Here is a 15,297-nt window from a genome sequence, read left to right as displayed (position 1 = left end):
TAGCTGTTATCGGACGGCAAATGCTTTATTTTACTGCTTTGTAACTTGTCAATATCATTAAACATATTACTACCTATCCCTTATAAAGTCTTTGTCTTCAGCATTCCTTTGTAATACTATGTATTGTAAGGCTTTACAGCGGATTATAGGTATAGCAAGGCTTTACAAGGCTTGTCGTTATTATACTAAACAATTATAATAAGTTAGTTTGATAGCTATGTAAAAACATGGTGATAATTGATAAATTTTACTGTTTTGGTTTTTTGGGAAAAAGATGCCGGATAGGTGATCTTTTTATCTGTGATCAAGAAGGTTAAACAGGTTTATTATATCTGTCTTTATCTTGATAACAAGATCAATAATAAACAAAAGGCATATATAAACTCAATAGGTATATACCCTTTATGCCTGCCTATAAGCAGCCTGTCCCTGGCTATACAGCTTAATGATTGCAACAGACAGGCAAGGGCAGGATGCAGAGATAATAAACATATCAAGGCATGGTCGGTCGGCTTTGATACTGGAGGGTATCAATACAACAGGGACAGAGCGAGTCCAAGGGTAAAACCTTATGGGTATTATGGTTACACTTAAAGAACCATATACTTGCTATAGATAGCAGTTCAGGTGGTTAATGAAATATTATAACCCGTCTTGACCTTCAGGCATTCCATGACTACAAAATAAACAATACATTATAACTACTTGATATATAAATATATAATATACCCACCCCTTTGATTTTTGTCAACTTGACACACATCTTGCAATACTGCACCCCTCGAAATTCCGGCAATTTCTGAAAAATCGACTTGTCGCAACCCCTTGTTTTAATGCCATTTCTTTTATAAAAATTCTGTTTGTAGTCAATCTGGCGGTTGCTGTCTTTGCTTTGTATTGTAGTCAATTCAAAATCACGTTTAACATGCTGTAATTATGATGTTTTAGTATATCTGCAAGGTTAGTAGGGATGCCGGAAATTACAGCCCTAAAACAAGCTTATTATTCAGTAATATCAAGCCATTAAGTCTTATATGCTTGCTGACTACTGTTTTTTAATAAGATCGGACTGATTGCAGCTATTGTTTAGCTAAAAACAGGCTTAAAAGTGAATATAAACTTACTGTAACCCCTTATCAATAAAGGCTTTCCGGCGTTTTTCCGATATTATGATAGTTATTACAGAAATATGGTTAAATCGGGGGTTCAGATTCAGCCAACCTATTGAGATTACAGAATATCTATGGCGTAAAAAATGTATTTAGGAAAAGGTGGTTTTGATGTTTTGGCTGAAATTATCTTTTTCTTTCGATAAAAAGGGTTATTTTATAGTTATAGCAGGTTAAAAAATTGCTTTTACCTGATAATGAGATTATAATATTAAGATAATTCAGGAGGTCGCGGCATGAAAAAGTTTTTATTTCTTATTATTTTAATGATTTTCTTTTGTGCCGAAGGTGTTTTTGCAGGTGAAACAATAAGGCAATATGACCAGCAACACAATTTGACCGGTTATACAGTTATTGAGGACAGCAAAGAAACACACTTTGATAAAAACTGGAATAGAACCGGCCACAGCATTTATAAAGATGACGAGGTTGTTAAATACGATCAAGATCAAAACAGAACCGGCAAAACTGTTTGGGATAATAACACCGGCACAACTTATGACCAAAACGGAAACCGAACCGGATATATTAAAAGGCAAGATGGCAAAGAAACCTTTTATGATAAAAACTGGAGGCGGGAAGGGTATAAAAAATAAAATACAGGCGATTTTGCTTTGTTACTTCCTTTGTTAGTACCGAAATATATAAATGGGAGGAAACGAACAATGAAAAAATTTTGGGTGTTTTTTTCCGCAATATTGATTGTGATAGGTTCCGTGGGATCTTCGGAGGCAGTTCTTATCCTTGAAGATGATTTTAATAATGGGGTTTTAGGCCCAGCTTGGACAATCTCTTTTGAGAATGCTGCGGGTTGGGATTATAGTGAATCAGGCACAAACCTTATTGTTACAGATGTCCAGGATATTGATGTAAGTTCTGGCCCTGTTACTCCTTGGGGTATAGTAAATCTTTCAAGAACTTTTTCCCCGCTTTCTGATTTCCATATAGATTTTAATATTTCATGGGATTCCCAAAACAGCCAAGGGCAAGAGACGGTTCTTGCTATGCAAGCTGTTTTTATAGAGCTTTTTGATACACAGAACAAATTTTTAACCGCAATAGGATATTGTGATCCATGGGCTATGGATTTCGGAATAGGGCTTATTTCTGTGGGTGGTAGATATCGAGAAGGTGTTTATATACGTGGTGATTATTTTCCTCAAGCAGGATCAGCAGATATAGATATTATACAGGAAGGCAACACGATTGAATATTTATGGAACAATTCATCACTATTAACACTACCAGCGATCACTTCTATTGGTGGAGTTAATATATCATTCTGGCATTATGCCTATAATGGTGGTTGGGGTACTTCCTATTTTGGATCTGAGTCCATTGACTTGGTAAGAGTAGCAGCAGGCACTCCGGTGCCCGAACCCGCCACAATATTTCTTGTAGGTTCTGGTTTGTTTGGTTTTTCAAGGTTCAGGAGGAAGGTTAAAAAATAACAGATCACAATAGGCGAGCCTAAAAATCAAAGCCCGGATTCCAGTGATGGAGCCCGGGTTTTATTATCTGGCCTTCAAAATAAGTGAGATGGTTAATCTTAAGCAAGATGGCGGGGCCTTAAATCTTTTTGTATTTTCTTTAAAGTTTTTTCTGTGATATTATTAACGTTAAAGCTTTTAAAAATCGAAGCTGTGGCTCCCCGTGCGAGTTTATCCATATCTTTAGAGGTTAGGGCTGTCTTGTCCAGCTTTATCGGATTAAGACAAGGATCTTCAAAGGCTGGGTAAGAATTAATAAACACAGGTAACCCCCCGTCTTGATAAAGAACGAACCCTTTTATATTTACTATTCGGATTTTAATAAAGGCGGTGGCATTAAGATGTTGTGCTAATGTGCCAGCAAAGTTAAAAATGTCTCTGATAGTATTATTAATGGAATTGATTCCAATTTGGTTTTGCTTTTCGGCCTCAATTGAAAGGAAATGCACAAATTGACCGTTGCTGTGAAATCGCCAATATTCAATGAGTTCATTGTTATCCTGTGAATCTATCCAGTTTGTTCCTTTACCGTCTGTTCCTTTATTGTGACTATAAGAGCCTTGTGTTAAGTTTACATGAGGACGATAATAACCTGCCGAAATATAGGAACATGATCTTATTGTTTCCCAGTATGTCTCAAGACTTAAAATATGATTAGGATCAGCGTTAAAAGTATTATCAAACCTTAAGTCTATATACCAATGCGGGATGTTTTTCAGCGGTGATGTATCATGCAAATCTTGTGCTTGCTTGTCAAATTTCTCCAGAGCTACACACTCGTTACACTTTTTGCAATATCTTGTTGGTTCTTGATAATCCGATATGGGCCAGTTAGAGCATTCCTTATGCGAATGCCATGTGTCACTATCTTTTTTTCTTCTGTAGGTTGCCATAATTGATTACCCACAAATTGTTTTTATAGGTTGGAAATGAGGTTGGAATTTGAATTTTACCCATTTAAAAAGGGATTGTTAATTGTTCGTAACCCCTTGACTTTATTATGGCGGGAGTGACGAGACTTGAACTCGCGACCTCCGGCTTGACAGGCCGGCGCTCTAACCAACTGAGCTACACCCCCAAGAAAAGCTTCACTTTTATCATTAGCTAACAGCTAATAGCTATTGGCTAAAGGTAAATGGCTATAGGCCATTTGTGGTAGGCGGAACAGGGCTTGAACCTGTGACCCTCGGCTTGTAAGGCCGATGCTCTCCCAGCTGAGCTACCCGCCCTGATGAGACTTAAAGATTCCCGACATGTGGTTTTCTCGTCGAAAAAATACTGCTAACAATATAATAAAATAATGTCAAGGTTAAACCTAAATTAAAACCGGTCTGCCCTCCGGGTTTTCGGGCGGGTTTTCGGACATTATCTGGTAAGATATATAATCCTTTTTAAAAAGGGTATCACCTTCATTAAGTATCAAGGCATTGGATAGTACATCATCCATGTGTTCTGCTAATATAATTTCTATCTGTTTTAATATAGAAGGTGGTATATCCCTGATATCTTTTTCATTGTCTTTTGGGATAATAATCTTTTTAATACCTCCTCTATGAGCGGCCAGAATTTTTTCCTTTAATCCTCCGATAGGAAGAATCCTGCCACGCAGGGTTATTTCACCGGTCATGGCAATATCACGATATACCGGTTTTCTGATAAGGGCTGACACAATAGATGTGCATATTGAAATGCCTGCTGAAGGTCCATCCTTGGGGATGGCTCCCTCTGGAACATGTATATGGATATCGCATTTTTTATAAAATTTATTGTCAATCATAAGGCTGTCGGCGCGTGAACGGATATAACTTACCGCTGCCTGGGCGGATTCTTTCATAACATCGCCTAATTTGCCGGTCATTATCAGATCTCCTTTTCCCGGCATAATCAGGGTCTCAATGCAAAGGAGCTCTCCTCCCACCTGCGTCCAGGCAAGTCCTGTAACAATACCGATCTGATCCTTATCCTCAAGCTGACCATGTTTGAACGGTGGCGGCCCCAAATGTTTTTCAACCGACTTTGTTGTAATATTATGTGTGTTGCGGTTTTTATTTTTTACAAATTCGCGCGCAATCTTCCGGCAGATAGAAGATATTTCACGCTCGAGATTTCTGACACCCGCCTCACGTGTATATCGCTGCACAATATAAAGGATCGAATTTTGGGAAAACTTAACATCCTTATCTTCAAGTCCGTTCATTTTCAGCTGTTTTTTAATAAGAAACTCTTTGGCAATATTATATTTTTCATATTCGGTATAGCCTGCAAGGCGTATTATTTCCATCCTGTCCTGTAATGGAAGCGGTATGTCCGGCAAAGTATTGGCTGTGGTTATAAAAAGGATGTCTGAAAGATCGTAATCCATATCAAGATAGTGATCGTTGAAGCTGAAATTTTGCTCAGGATCAAGCACCTCGAGAAGTGCGGCAGAAGGATCACCCCTGAAGTCCATACTCATTTTATCAACTTCGTCAAGACAAAAGACAGGATTGTTCACACCGGTCTTTTTTAATGACTGAATTATTTTTCCGGGCATAGCGCCGATATAAGTACGCCTGTGTCCGCGTATTTCAGCCTCATCCCTTACACCACCAAGGGAAAGGCGTATAAATTTTCTTCCTGTAGCCCTTGCAACAGATTTTGCCAGCGAAGTCTTTCCCACGCCTGGTGGCCCGACAAAGCATAGTATAGGCCCCCTTATCTTTTTAACCAGCAATTGAACGGCTAAATATTCCAGTATGCGTTCCTTTGGCTTTTTCAGCCCATAATGATCCTCGTTTAGAATTTTTTCAGCCTCTTCGATGTCATTACACACTTTGCTCTGTTCGAACCAGGGGAGGCTGATTATCCATTCAATATAGTTTCGAACAACCGTTGCTTCGGCCGACATCGGAGTCATCATCTTGAGCTTTCTAAATTCCTGCCTGGCTTTACCTGAAGCCTCTTTTGACATTCTTTTCCGTTTAATCTGCTTTTCAAGCTCCTGCAGCTCATCAACAGCGCCTTCGTCAGCTCCTATTTCCTTTTTAATGGCACGCATCTGTTCATTCAGATAATAGCTCTTCTGGGTCTTTTCCATCTGATTCTTAACCCGTTTTTTTATCTTTTGATCCATCTTGAAGATATCTATTTCCATCCTTATAAGGCCCAGGAGAAGGGAAAGCCGTTTTGAAGGTGATATTGTTTCCAGCAAACGTTGTTTATCATTCATTTTAAAAGAAAAATGGGTTGCCACGGTATCGGCTAGTTGTGAAGGGTCCGAGATGGAAGCAGCATTATCCACCAGGTTTTTTGAAATGCTCTTGTTTAGTTTGGAATATTCTTCAAAACTTTGAACAACGGCTCTGTTCAGGGCCACAATCTCAGGAGTTGATACTTCAGGTTCAATGACAGGTTCTATTTCTACAAGGAAAAAGTCTTCATTTTTAACAAAACGAATAATACGGGCTCTGGTTTGTCCCTCAACCAATGCCTTTACCGTGCCATCAGGCAGCCTGAGAAGTTGAAGCACATCTCCAATGGCGCCGATTGAAGAAATATCTTGTGGGCGAGGATTGTCAATGTCCATCTTTTTCTGGGTAGCAAGAAAAACCTTTTTATCGCGATTCATCGCATCGGAAAGGGCCTGTACAGATTTTGCGCGTCCTACAAATAAAGGTGAAACCATGTGGGGAAAGACCACAATATCTCTCAGAGGCAACAGGGGGAGAATTAACCTTGACGATACCGGTTCATCATCTTTGAATATTTTTTGTAAATTAATCATAAATTTTTATGCTTAAGCCCGTTTTTTTGTTTGTTCATACAGAAGAATAGGATCTTCCTTGTTTAAAATCACATCTTCACCAACAACACATTCTTTTATACCTTTGATGGAAGGAATTTTATACATTATATCCAGCAGACAATTTTCCAGAACAGATCGAAGCCCCCGAGCTCCGGATTTTTGCTTCAAAGCCTCATTTGCAATGGCTGAAAGAGCGCTGTCCGTAAATCTCAGGGTTACGCCCTCGATCTCAAAAAGCTTTTTAAACTGCTTGATCAGGGCGTTTTTAGGCTCGATCAATATTTTAATCAAGGAAGATTCGTCCAGTTCGTCAAGAGTTGTTATAACAGGCAGGCGACCGAGAAATTCAGGAATCAACCCGTACTTGATCAGGTCTTCAGGTTGAATCAGCTGCAGGGTTTCACCAATTTTTTTATCTTTTTGTTTGCTGATGTTGGCGCCAAAGCCCATAATTTTAGATCCTAAACGCCGCTGAATTATCTTTTCGAGATTATTAAAAGTTCCTCCGCAAATAAAAAGAATATCAGAGGTGTCGACCTTGATAAAATCCTGTTGAGGATGCTTTCTTCCTCCTTTGGGAGGCACACTGGCGGTAGTTCCTTCAATGATTTTTAATAATGCCTGCTGCACCCCTTCACCTGAAACATCCCGTGTAATGGAAGGGTTATCCGATTTAAGCGCAATCTTATCGATCTCATCAATATAAACAATACCGCGTTTAGCTTTTTCCACATCATAATCGGCATTCTGGAGCAAAGAAACTATGATGTTTTCAACATCTTCACCAACATAGCCGGCTTCCGTCAGACTTGTAGCATCAGCTATTGTAAACGGGACATTTAAAAACCTGGCAAGGGTTTGAGCCAGCAGAGTCTTGCCGCATCCGGTTGGCCCAATAATAAGGACGTTGCTTTTTTGTATTTCAACATCGCTCATAGTAACCGCGCTATCAAGCCTTTTGTAATGGTTATAGACAGCGACGGCGAGGATTTTTTTTGCCCTGTCCTGTTCAATCACGTAATCGTCAAGCATGGCTTTAATCTCTTTTGGAGTAAAGTTTTGCTCAATATCGGTCTTCTTTTTTTCAGTTTCTTCATCGATTATTTCGCCGCATAATCGTATGCATTCATCGCATATATAGACTGCGGGTCCTGCAATCAACTTTGTAACCTCAGTCTGTTTTTTACCGCAAAATGAGCAGAAAAGATTATTGTTTGGACCCCTTTTTTTTGCCATTTTACGCCCCTCCAGTCTTTTTTATTTGATCGAAATCATCCCTGTCGGTGATCACGTGATCTATGATTCCGTATTCTTTTGCTTCTTTACCGGACATAAAAAAATCGCGGTCAGTATCAATGCGTATTTGCTCTAAGTTCTTGTTTGTGTGAAATACCAGTATATCATTCAAGGTATCTTTCATCCGAAGTATTTCTCTGGCCTGTATAGCAATATCAGATGCCTGCCCCTGGAATCCGCCCATTGGCTGGTGGATCAAAATCCTGGAGTTGGGAAGGGAATATCGTTTCCCTTTTGCGCCTGCGGCGAGTAAAACCGCGCTCATGCTGGCGGCCTGGCCGACACATACCGTGGCAATAGAAGGTTTAATATATTGCAGTGTGTCATATACGGCAAGACCCGCTGTTACAACTCCGCCAGGCGAATTAATATAAAAATTTATATCCTTGTCAGGATCTTCAGACTCAAGAAACAGTAGCTGGGCTATTAAAAGATTTGCAATTTCATCGGTTATCGGAGAGCCTAAAAAAATTATTCTATCCTTGAGAAGCCTTGAATAAATATCATATGCCCGTTCCCCTCTGCTGCTCTGTTCTATAACCATCGGTATTAACGGCACGAATATTCTCCTTTCAAATTAATTAGTTTCATCCTTAGCCTCTTGCTTTTTCTGCTCGGCTTCAGGTTCAACATTTTCAATAATGCTATTTTCAATAATAAGCTTGATTGATTTTTTTTCAAGGAGTGTATTTTTAAATAATTCCAGATTATCCTTGTTCTGTTTATAGAAGCTGCTTATTTCTTCAAGCGGTTTATTAAAAACCCTGGACATCTCCTCGAAGCCGTTATTAATTTCTTCATCAGAAAGGGTCAGGTTTTCCTGCTCAATCAACTTGTTTAATATTAAATGACGCTTAACCTGTTTTATTGCCGTATCCCGATATTTTTCTGAAAGGTTCTCTTTTGAAAGGCCCAGGTTTTCCATTGAGGTGTTGCTGTTAGCAAAAGACCTTTCAATATCTGAAATAATACCATCCAGCTCATATTCAACCATTGTATCCGGCACTTCAAACCCCTTTTTTGCTATCAATGCCGTAAAGATCTGTTCGTTAAGCTCCTGCTCGGTTCTTTTTCCATAACCCTGCTGCAGGTTATCGGAAATTGCATTTTTCAGTTGATCCAGTGTTTCATACTTGCCGAAATTCTTGGCAAATTCATCATTTATTTCAGGGAGCACCTCTTCTCTGATTTCATTGAGTTTAACATGAAAGCTTATATCAAGATTAGCCAGTTCCTTGTTAAAATAATCTTCAGGAAAATGTATGTTTATTTCCTTGCTCTCACCAGGATTCATGCTGATCAGTTGTTCGTCGAATTCCTTGAAAATTTGACCATTGCCGACCTTTAATGTAAAATTTTCCGTCTTTTGAGTTTCGGCAAATGGTTTTCCGTCTTTAAAACCTTCATAATCTATGAGGGCAAAATCCCCTTTTTGAACCGGCCGAGTTTCTTCGACCGTCTTTTGCTGAGCCAGGTTTTTCTGCAGCATCTTGAGCTGTGTAGATATTTCTTCATCACTTACACTGTACAGAGTTTTTTTGAGTTTTAACCCTTTAAAATCGAGCTTGTCAATTTCCGGTTGTATCTCGACTATTGCATCATATTTATAAGGTTCTTTTGTGTTAAGTTCAGGTGGATCAATTTCCGGGGTTCCAATAACCTTAAGATCTTTTTCCTTGATCGCATTAATTAATGAGTCCTGAAGCAATTTAGATGATACATCTGAATGCACATCTTTTTTAAATAATCTTTCCAGAACCGAGCGGGGCGTTTTACCTGGGCGATAACCTTTTATCTTTGCGGTTTTTTTGAGGTTTTTATAGGCATGGTCCAGTTCCTGGACAACCATATCATTTGGGATTTCAATATGAAGTTTCTTTTTTACACTGTTAATATCTTCTACAATAACTTGCATAATTTTCCTTTCTCAATTAACTATCAAAAATTATATTCGATTTTCAGGCAATTACATTTTATTTTTAACTGGTGCGAAAGGGGAGATTTGAACTCCCACTCTGTTCCCAGAGCTGGATCCTAAGTCCAGTGCGTCTACCAATTCCGCCACTCTCGCAGGTTGCAATTATTTCATCTGCAGATTAAAGCTGGTTGCAAAAACCTTGATTTAATAATCAATATATATATAATAAGAAAAATATTATCAAACAATATATGATGAATCTGACTTTTTACGAATTCATCATATATGTGTCAAGGCAAAATTGATGCGCTTATCTTTTATGTTTAATATTATTACACCAAATCGGATGAAACTATTATTTGCATTAATAATCTGTTTGTTAATATCTTTATGCTTTCTGACGACCAATGGAAATGCAAATTCTAATTTATTTAACCACGAAAAGAAGATTATTGTTTTAGACCCGGGACATGGGGGGCATGATAAAGGCGCCCGGGGAGCGGATGGAGCATTTGAAAAGACAATAACTCTAAGCCTTGCCAGAATGATTGCAACCGAACTTGGGAGTAAGTACAGTGCGTCTTTAACCAGGGCGGATGATTACCTGCTTGGCATACCGGACAGAACTGCCGTTGCAAACCATATGGAAGCAGACCTGTTTGTCAGCATACATGTCGGTGGAAGTTTTCTTCATAAAGCAAGCGGAATAACCATATATTATTTCAAAGAAATGTCGGGTTCTGATATAACTTTTAACGGTGCAACATCAGAGACTTATAATTCAGGCAACGACCGGACAACCTGGGATGATATTCAAAAAAGGCATATAGCGAGAAGCAGAGCCTTGGCTGAATCAATGCAAACTCAGATTAATGACAGAATAAAACATATGGAAACCAGGATAGACGTGGCGTCGCTTGTAGCGCTGTCAGGGGCGGATATGCCTGCTGTACTTATTGAAATCGGATATTTAAGCAACCCGGGTGAAGAGAAAAAGCTGTGTGACACACAGCTTTTGTCTGAATTTGCGGAGGCAATAAGCAGGGCAATAGACAATTTTTTATCAGAAAAAAACTAATAATTATAACTTGCGTGAATAAATAAAGCATGATAGAAAAACCAATCTATTATCGGGGCGTGGCGCAGCCTGGTAGCGCGCCTGCTTTGGGAGCAGGAAGCCGGAGGTTCAAATCCTCTCGCCCCGACCAAAAATATCAGGTAGTTAGAGACCTTTGCAAAACGCCCCCTTTTGCCCAATTTCGGCGTCAGGCTCAAATTTTAAGCCTCGAAATACTCAATGTATTCCTACGTTTACAATTTTCGCCTTCCTTGAACTTAAACAAAATTGAGCATTTTTCAAAGGTCTCATTTAGGCGCCGCATTTGCGGCGTTTTCTTTTTTGTATAGCTCCACGCAAGCCCGTCAATAATATTAGGAGATATAATGGAAATAATTAATAAAAAAAGTTGTAGCGCGGCTAAAAAGCAACAAGTGAAATCTAATCATGATGCCATGGTAGATGAATCTCTAAAAAAAATAAAAAATAAAATCATTGTTATGAGCGGCAAAGGCGGTGTCGGCAAGACAAGCGTGTCTGTTAACCTTGCCATAGCCCTTGCCGACAAAGGTTATAAGGTTGGGATTATGGATGTTGATCTGCACGGGCCTGATATTCCCAGAATGCTCGGGCTTGAAGGGATGCTGACCCTGAATCAGAATCAGAAGCTTACGCCCATGAGTTTTTCTGAGAATCTCCAGGCTGTATCAGTAGAGTCTTTAACCCTAAATAAGGACGATGCGATAATATGGAGAGGTCCGATCAAACATTCTGCGATCAGACAATTTGTTGCCGATGTTGAATGGGGTGAGCTTGATTTCTTGATTATAGATTCTCCTCCAGGAACAGGTGACGAACCTCTTTCCGTTGCCCAGACTATTTCCGATGCCAGAGCAATCATAGTAACCACACCGCAGGAGGTAGCTCTTGCAGATGTCAGGAAATCAATTAATTTCTGTAAAACCGTAAAAATGGAGATTTTTGGTCTTATAGAAAATATGAGCGGTTTTACATGCCCCAATTGCGGTGAAAAACATAATCTGTTTGGATCAGGTGGTGGAGAGAAAACCGCTGAAACAGCAGGAATAGCTTTTTTAGGAAAAATTCCCTTTGACCTTAATGTTGTGTCATGTGGTGATACAGGTGTTTCTTTTCAGGAAAAATATAAAGATTCCCCGGTAACAAAGGCTTTTGCCGATATTGCCGGAAAAATGTCAAAACTTATACACTAATTGAGCCATTAAAATCATTTGAATTTGGTCTTTGCTATCAACAGTTTACGCGAATTTAGAAGGTAATTCATATTGTCAAAATAAATGAGATGTAAAACCTCTATGTGTCTGAAGAAGAAGCCAAAGAACTCATTAAAAACGTAAAAATAATTTCCGATGATGATCCTTGAAAAATTGTCAACCATTTAGAACAAGCTTTATTAAAAACCATGTCTTGTTAATCAGGTGGAGATTCAAACAAGATGACATCTTCGTCAGATTTTGATCGGAAAATCAACAACCAGCAAAAGCAGATGAAACAGCTTGCCGAGATAGGGCTGGCACTGTCTGCTGAAAAAAATATCAGCAAGCTGCTGGAAATGATTGTTGATGAAGCCAGAGATCTTTCAAATGCTGATGCAGGAACATTGTATACAGTCGATGACGACAAATTGCATCTTAGTTTTGAGATAATGCAGAATGACTCCATTGCGAACAAAATTGTCCTGCCTAAAGTTCCTCTTTATATAAGTGGACGTCCAAATCATTCCAATGTTTCATCATATACCGCTCTTACAGGTGAAACCATCAACATACCGGATGTCTATAAAGCATCAGGGTTTGATTTTACCGGCCCGAAAAAATACGATACAACCACAGGCTACAGATCAAAGTCCATGATTGTTATTCCAATGAAAAATCATGAAAATGATATTATTGGCGTGTTGCAGTTATTAAATGCCAAGAATATTAAAACAGGCAGGGTGGTGTCATTTCCCGCAAAACATGTAAATCTGATCGCTTCCCTTGCTTCGCAGGCCGCAGTTGCTTTGACCAACACACAACTCATCCAGGATCTGAAAAATTTATTCTATTCCTTTATCAAAAGCATTGCCACAGCTGTTGACGAAAAATCTCCATACACAGGAGGCCATATAAGGCGTGTCGTCTTTCTTACCATGATGATTGCAGAAGAAATAAACAAGTCTCATGATGGTCCGTTTAAAGATATTTATTTTAATGAAGATGAAATTGAAGAGTTGAGGCTTGCAGCATGGATGCACGATGTGGGCAAAATTACTACACCTGAGCACGTGATTGACAAGTCAACAAAACTCGAGACCATGTGTGACCGTATATTTCTTATTGAAACCAGATTTTATCTTATAGCCGGCTTAATTAAAAACAGATATTTAAAGCGTAAAATAGAATTACTGAAAAATGAAGAAAATTCCAGGGATAAAATAAAACGTATTGAGCAGTACCTTGGCGATGAATTAAAAATGCTTTATAATGAACTTGATTTTATCAAAGCATGTAACAATACAAAAGAATTTATGAATGATGACAAAATCAAAAGAATTAAAAATATCGCAAAAAAAACCTATTCACTAAATAATGAAGAACATTATTATCTTACTGAGGACGAGGTAAAGAATCTGTGTATTCGCAAAGGAACTCTAACCTGGGAAGAACGCAAAATTATAGAAAACCATGCTGAAATGACTCTTAAGATATTAAAACAGATCCCTTTTCCAAAAAAACTGGCAAATGTGCCGAGATACGCTGCATCACACCATGAAAAACTTGATGGATCAGGCTATCCAAGCGGTTTGACGGCAAAGGAAATGCCTTTTCAGTTGCGTATTATGGTTGTTGCTGATATTTTTGAAGCGCTGACTGCCAAGGACAGACCATATAATAAACCCAGAAAGCTCTCCCATGCGATAAAAATCATGGAGTGCATGAAAAAGGATAAGCATATTGATCCGGATATTTATGATCTGTTTGTCAAAAAACGTCTTTTTTATGACTATGCAAAAAAGGAAATGATTTCTGAACAAATAGATTTGTAGAGAAAGGTTTGCAAGGTTGACATTAACTATATTTTTTTGATATTAATTCAATAGTGATGGTCTTGTATTAAAAGTGAATAAACGTAATCATAACTCCAGGTGATTGAAATGGCTAAACTCCGATTCATTATTATTGTATTCACAGCCTTGCTCTTTGAGGCCGTCTTCTTTTCCCTTGCACCCTCACTCTTCCAACTGCATGTGCGCGATGTCTTTGCCAATGGAGAGCAATACTATATCGGCAACAGGAAATGCCGCCTCTGTCATTTCGAATACTTTAAGGAATGGGAAAAAGACCCCCATGCCAATGCCTTTGCACGGCTTGGAAGGATGAAAAACAACCCCTATTGTTTAAAATGTCACACCACCGGCTATCGCGAATCTCAGGGCTTTGTCAGCGAAAAGATTACACCGGAATTAAGGGGTGTCCAGTGCGAGGCCTGTCATGGTCCGGGCAGCAAACACAAGGATAACCCTTACGACAAGAAGGCGCTTCCGATCGGAAGAAAGATAGATTATCAAAGTGTCTGCATTAAATGTCACGATCGCAACTGGACCCCGGAATTTGATTATGAAAAATACCGGAAGCGGATTGAACACAGGGCCGAGTCTAAAGTGAGAAAAGAGGTGTCTTCTAAATGAAAAATACCAAAGAGATTAAAATCGCCTTTAGTGTCTGCATTGTTCTTTCTCTTATTATCGGCTCTATTATTTTATTAAATGTCAAAGCCATCCCGAAATATACCCATCTGGTCGACAGTGGAATACAGATAAAGGAGTTGGTCTTGGAGATGAAATTACAGGCAAATAGTTATCTCCTCTACCATCAAGAAGATGTGCCAGACAATGTTAAAGATAAGATAATCAAGTTGCGAAAGGTGCTCTCTCTTTATGAAAAAACATCATTTGCCGAAAAGCCGGAAGAGCTTTTTGAATTTCCCATCTGGGAGGAGGCTATAAACATTTATGAGCGATTGTTTGATCAGCTAGTTTTATATCATGAAGTTGTTGATAAAAACATTACCGAGATAAGAGACTTAGAAAAAAATATTCTGGCGGTCATATATTCAAAAATGAATCCCGAACGCGGCATCATTGCCCTGCAGGAAATTCGCATAAATGAAAAGGGGTACATAATCTACCGGAGTCATCCCAGATCTCCGGATGAAATCTCTTTTGAGAATAAGCGGAAGGAAGCGGTGACAAATCTTTTGATCTGGGCGCAGGATGATAAGAGGATTGATGAATTAATGAGCCAAGACAACCTGATCTTTAACGAGATTACGAAAAACTATGCGTACCTGGATAATACCTTGCATGCGCTAAACATTGAGGGTGAAAAAATAAAAAACGTGGCTGAGAATTTTTCGGAAAAAGGAAATAAAGGATTATATATTATCTATCGTAGTTGCGCTTTTTTTTCCATAATCCTTTTGATCGTATGGCTAATCATAGCCATTCCGATTGCAGCAACCATGCTTTCTTATAAGCACGGCCTCAGCGGCAAGGAATAAAC

13 protein-coding genes and 4 tRNA genes are annotated in these 15,297 nt (G+C 38.9%); 9 read left to right on the top strand and 8 right to left on the bottom strand.

Annotated elements, in window-relative coordinates:
- Window positions 1–300: 300 nt before the first annotated feature.
- From VMW78_03745 to VMW78_03735, 3 genes are all read left to right on the top strand, one after another.
- Window positions 301–594, top strand: a complete 294-nt coding sequence (locus VMW78_03745; protein HUV50115.1) for a hypothetical protein — start codon at window positions 301–303, stop codon at window positions 592–594.
- Between the two features lie 811 nt (window positions 595–1,405).
- Window positions 1,406–1,765: a hypothetical protein gene (locus VMW78_03740; GenBank protein ID HUV50114.1), complete on the top strand. Its 360-nt coding sequence runs from the start codon at window positions 1,406–1,408 to the stop codon at window positions 1,763–1,765.
- A gap of 69 nt (window positions 1,766–1,834) precedes the next feature.
- Entirely contained in the window at window positions 1,835–2,620 is a 786-nt protein-coding gene (locus tag VMW78_03735; protein HUV50113.1) for a PEP-CTERM sorting domain-containing protein, read from the top strand.
- 98 nt (window positions 2,621–2,718) lie between these two features.
- Here the strand turns inward: VMW78_03735 and VMW78_03730 are convergent, their stop codons facing one another.
- The 8 genes from VMW78_03730 to VMW78_03695 form a co-directional block, all read right to left on the bottom strand.
- The gene (locus tag VMW78_03730) at window positions 2,719–3,552 is read right to left on the bottom strand and encodes a hypothetical protein (protein HUV50112.1); all 834 of its coding nucleotides are present in this window, start codon (window positions 3,550–3,552) and stop codon (window positions 2,719–2,721) included.
- 108 nt (window positions 3,553–3,660) lie between these two features.
- Window positions 3,661–3,737: transfer RNA gene (locus tag VMW78_03725), tRNA-Asp, on the bottom strand.
- A 75-nt stretch (window positions 3,738–3,812) separates the two neighbouring features.
- Window positions 3,813–3,888: transfer RNA gene (locus VMW78_03720), tRNA-Val, on the bottom strand.
- Between the two features lie 86 nt (window positions 3,889–3,974).
- Window positions 3,975–6,422 (bottom strand): endopeptidase La, encoded by a 2,448-nt coding sequence (gene lon / locus VMW78_03715; protein HUV50111.1) that lies wholly within the window; start codon window positions 6,420–6,422, stop codon window positions 3,975–3,977.
- 12 nt (window positions 6,423–6,434) lie between these two features.
- Complete coding sequence (clpX, locus tag VMW78_03710) at window positions 6,435–7,679, bottom strand: ATP-dependent Clp protease ATP-binding subunit ClpX (GenBank protein ID HUV50110.1); 1,245 nt, start codon at window positions 7,677–7,679, stop codon at window positions 6,435–6,437.
- 1 nt (window position 7,680) lies between these two features.
- Entirely contained in the window at window positions 7,681–8,298 is a 618-nt protein-coding gene (gene clpP / locus VMW78_03705; protein ID HUV50109.1) for an ATP-dependent Clp endopeptidase proteolytic subunit ClpP, read from the bottom strand.
- An 18-nt stretch (window positions 8,299–8,316) separates the two neighbouring features.
- A complete protein-coding gene (gene tig / locus VMW78_03700; GenBank protein HUV50108.1) occupies window positions 8,317–9,654 on the bottom strand; it encodes a trigger factor in 1,338 nt (445 codons plus the stop codon).
- Between the two features lie 69 nt (window positions 9,655–9,723).
- A tRNA-Leu gene (locus VMW78_03695) sits at window positions 9,724–9,810 on the bottom strand.
- A gap of 193 nt (window positions 9,811–10,003) precedes the next feature.
- Between VMW78_03695 and VMW78_03690 the strand changes: the two genes are divergently transcribed.
- The 6 genes from VMW78_03690 (at window position 10,004) to VMW78_03665 (ending at window position 15,295) form a co-directional block, all read left to right on the top strand.
- The gene (locus VMW78_03690; protein HUV50107.1) at window positions 10,004–10,735 is read left to right on the top strand and encodes an N-acetylmuramoyl-L-alanine amidase; all 732 of its coding nucleotides are present in this window, start codon (window positions 10,004–10,006) and stop codon (window positions 10,733–10,735) included.
- A gap of 53 nt (window positions 10,736–10,788) precedes the next feature.
- Window positions 10,789–10,865: transfer RNA gene (locus tag VMW78_03685), tRNA-Pro, on the top strand.
- 235 nt (window positions 10,866–11,100) lie between these two features.
- Window positions 11,101–11,946: an Mrp/NBP35 family ATP-binding protein gene (locus tag VMW78_03680; protein HUV50106.1), complete on the top strand. Its 846-nt coding sequence runs from the start codon at window positions 11,101–11,103 to the stop codon at window positions 11,944–11,946.
- 242 nt (window positions 11,947–12,188) lie between these two features.
- Window positions 12,189–13,781: an HD domain-containing phosphohydrolase gene (locus VMW78_03675; GenBank protein ID HUV50105.1), complete on the top strand. Its 1,593-nt coding sequence runs from the start codon at window positions 12,189–12,191 to the stop codon at window positions 13,779–13,781.
- 108 nt (window positions 13,782–13,889) lie between these two features.
- A complete protein-coding gene (locus VMW78_03670; GenBank protein ID HUV50104.1) occupies window positions 13,890–14,423 on the top strand; it encodes a multiheme c-type cytochrome in 534 nt (177 codons plus the stop codon).
- Entirely contained in the window at window positions 14,420–15,295 is an 876-nt protein-coding gene (locus VMW78_03665) for a hypothetical protein (protein ID HUV50103.1), read from the top strand. Before VMW78_03670 ends, VMW78_03665 begins: the two co-directional genes overlap by 4 nt.
- Window positions 15,296–15,297: the final 2 nt, after the last annotated feature.

This window comes from Anaerolineae bacterium, from assembly GCA_035529315.1.
Lineage (GTDB): Bacteria > Desulfobacterota > Desulfobacteria > Desulfobacterales > ETH-SRB1 > Desulfaltia.
The sequence above is the reverse complement of the archived record's forward strand: the minus strand, read 5'-3'. Positions and strand labels throughout refer to the sequence as shown.

What these genes read in the sequence shown, in the direction of transcription:
- VMW78_03740 (HUV50114.1), top strand. Translation starts at nt 1,406, where the DNA reads ATGAAAAAGTTTTTATTTCTTATTATTTTAATGATTTTCTTTTGTGCC.
- VMW78_03735 (HUV50113.1), top strand. Translation starts at nt 1,835, where the DNA reads ATGAAAAAATTTTGGGTGTTTTTTTCCGCAATATTGATTGTGATAGGT.
- VMW78_03730 (HUV50112.1), bottom strand. Translation starts at nt 3,552, where the DNA reads ATGGCAACCTACAGAAGAAAAAAAGATAGTGACACATGGCATTCGCAT.
- lon (HUV50111.1), bottom strand. Translation starts at nt 6,422, where the DNA reads ATGATTAATTTACAAAAAATATTCAAAGATGATGAACCGGTATCGTCA.
- clpX (HUV50110.1), bottom strand. Translation starts at nt 7,679, where the DNA reads ATGGCAAAAAAAAGGGGTCCAAACAATAATCTTTTCTGCTCATTTTGC.
- tig (HUV50108.1), bottom strand. Translation starts at nt 9,654, where the DNA reads ATGCAAGTTATTGTAGAAGATATTAACAGTGTAAAAAAGAAACTTCAT.
- VMW78_03690 (HUV50107.1), top strand. Translation starts at nt 10,004, where the DNA reads ATGAAACTATTATTTGCATTAATAATCTGTTTGTTAATATCTTTATGC.
- VMW78_03680 (HUV50106.1), top strand. Translation starts at nt 11,101, where the DNA reads ATGGAAATAATTAATAAAAAAAGTTGTAGCGCGGCTAAAAAGCAACAA.
- VMW78_03675 (HUV50105.1), top strand. Translation starts at nt 12,189, where the DNA reads ATGACATCTTCGTCAGATTTTGATCGGAAAATCAACAACCAGCAAAAG.
- VMW78_03670 (HUV50104.1), top strand. Translation starts at nt 13,890, where the DNA reads ATGGCTAAACTCCGATTCATTATTATTGTATTCACAGCCTTGCTCTTT.
- VMW78_03665 (HUV50103.1), top strand. Translation starts at nt 14,420, where the DNA reads ATGAAAAATACCAAAGAGATTAAAATCGCCTTTAGTGTCTGCATTGTT.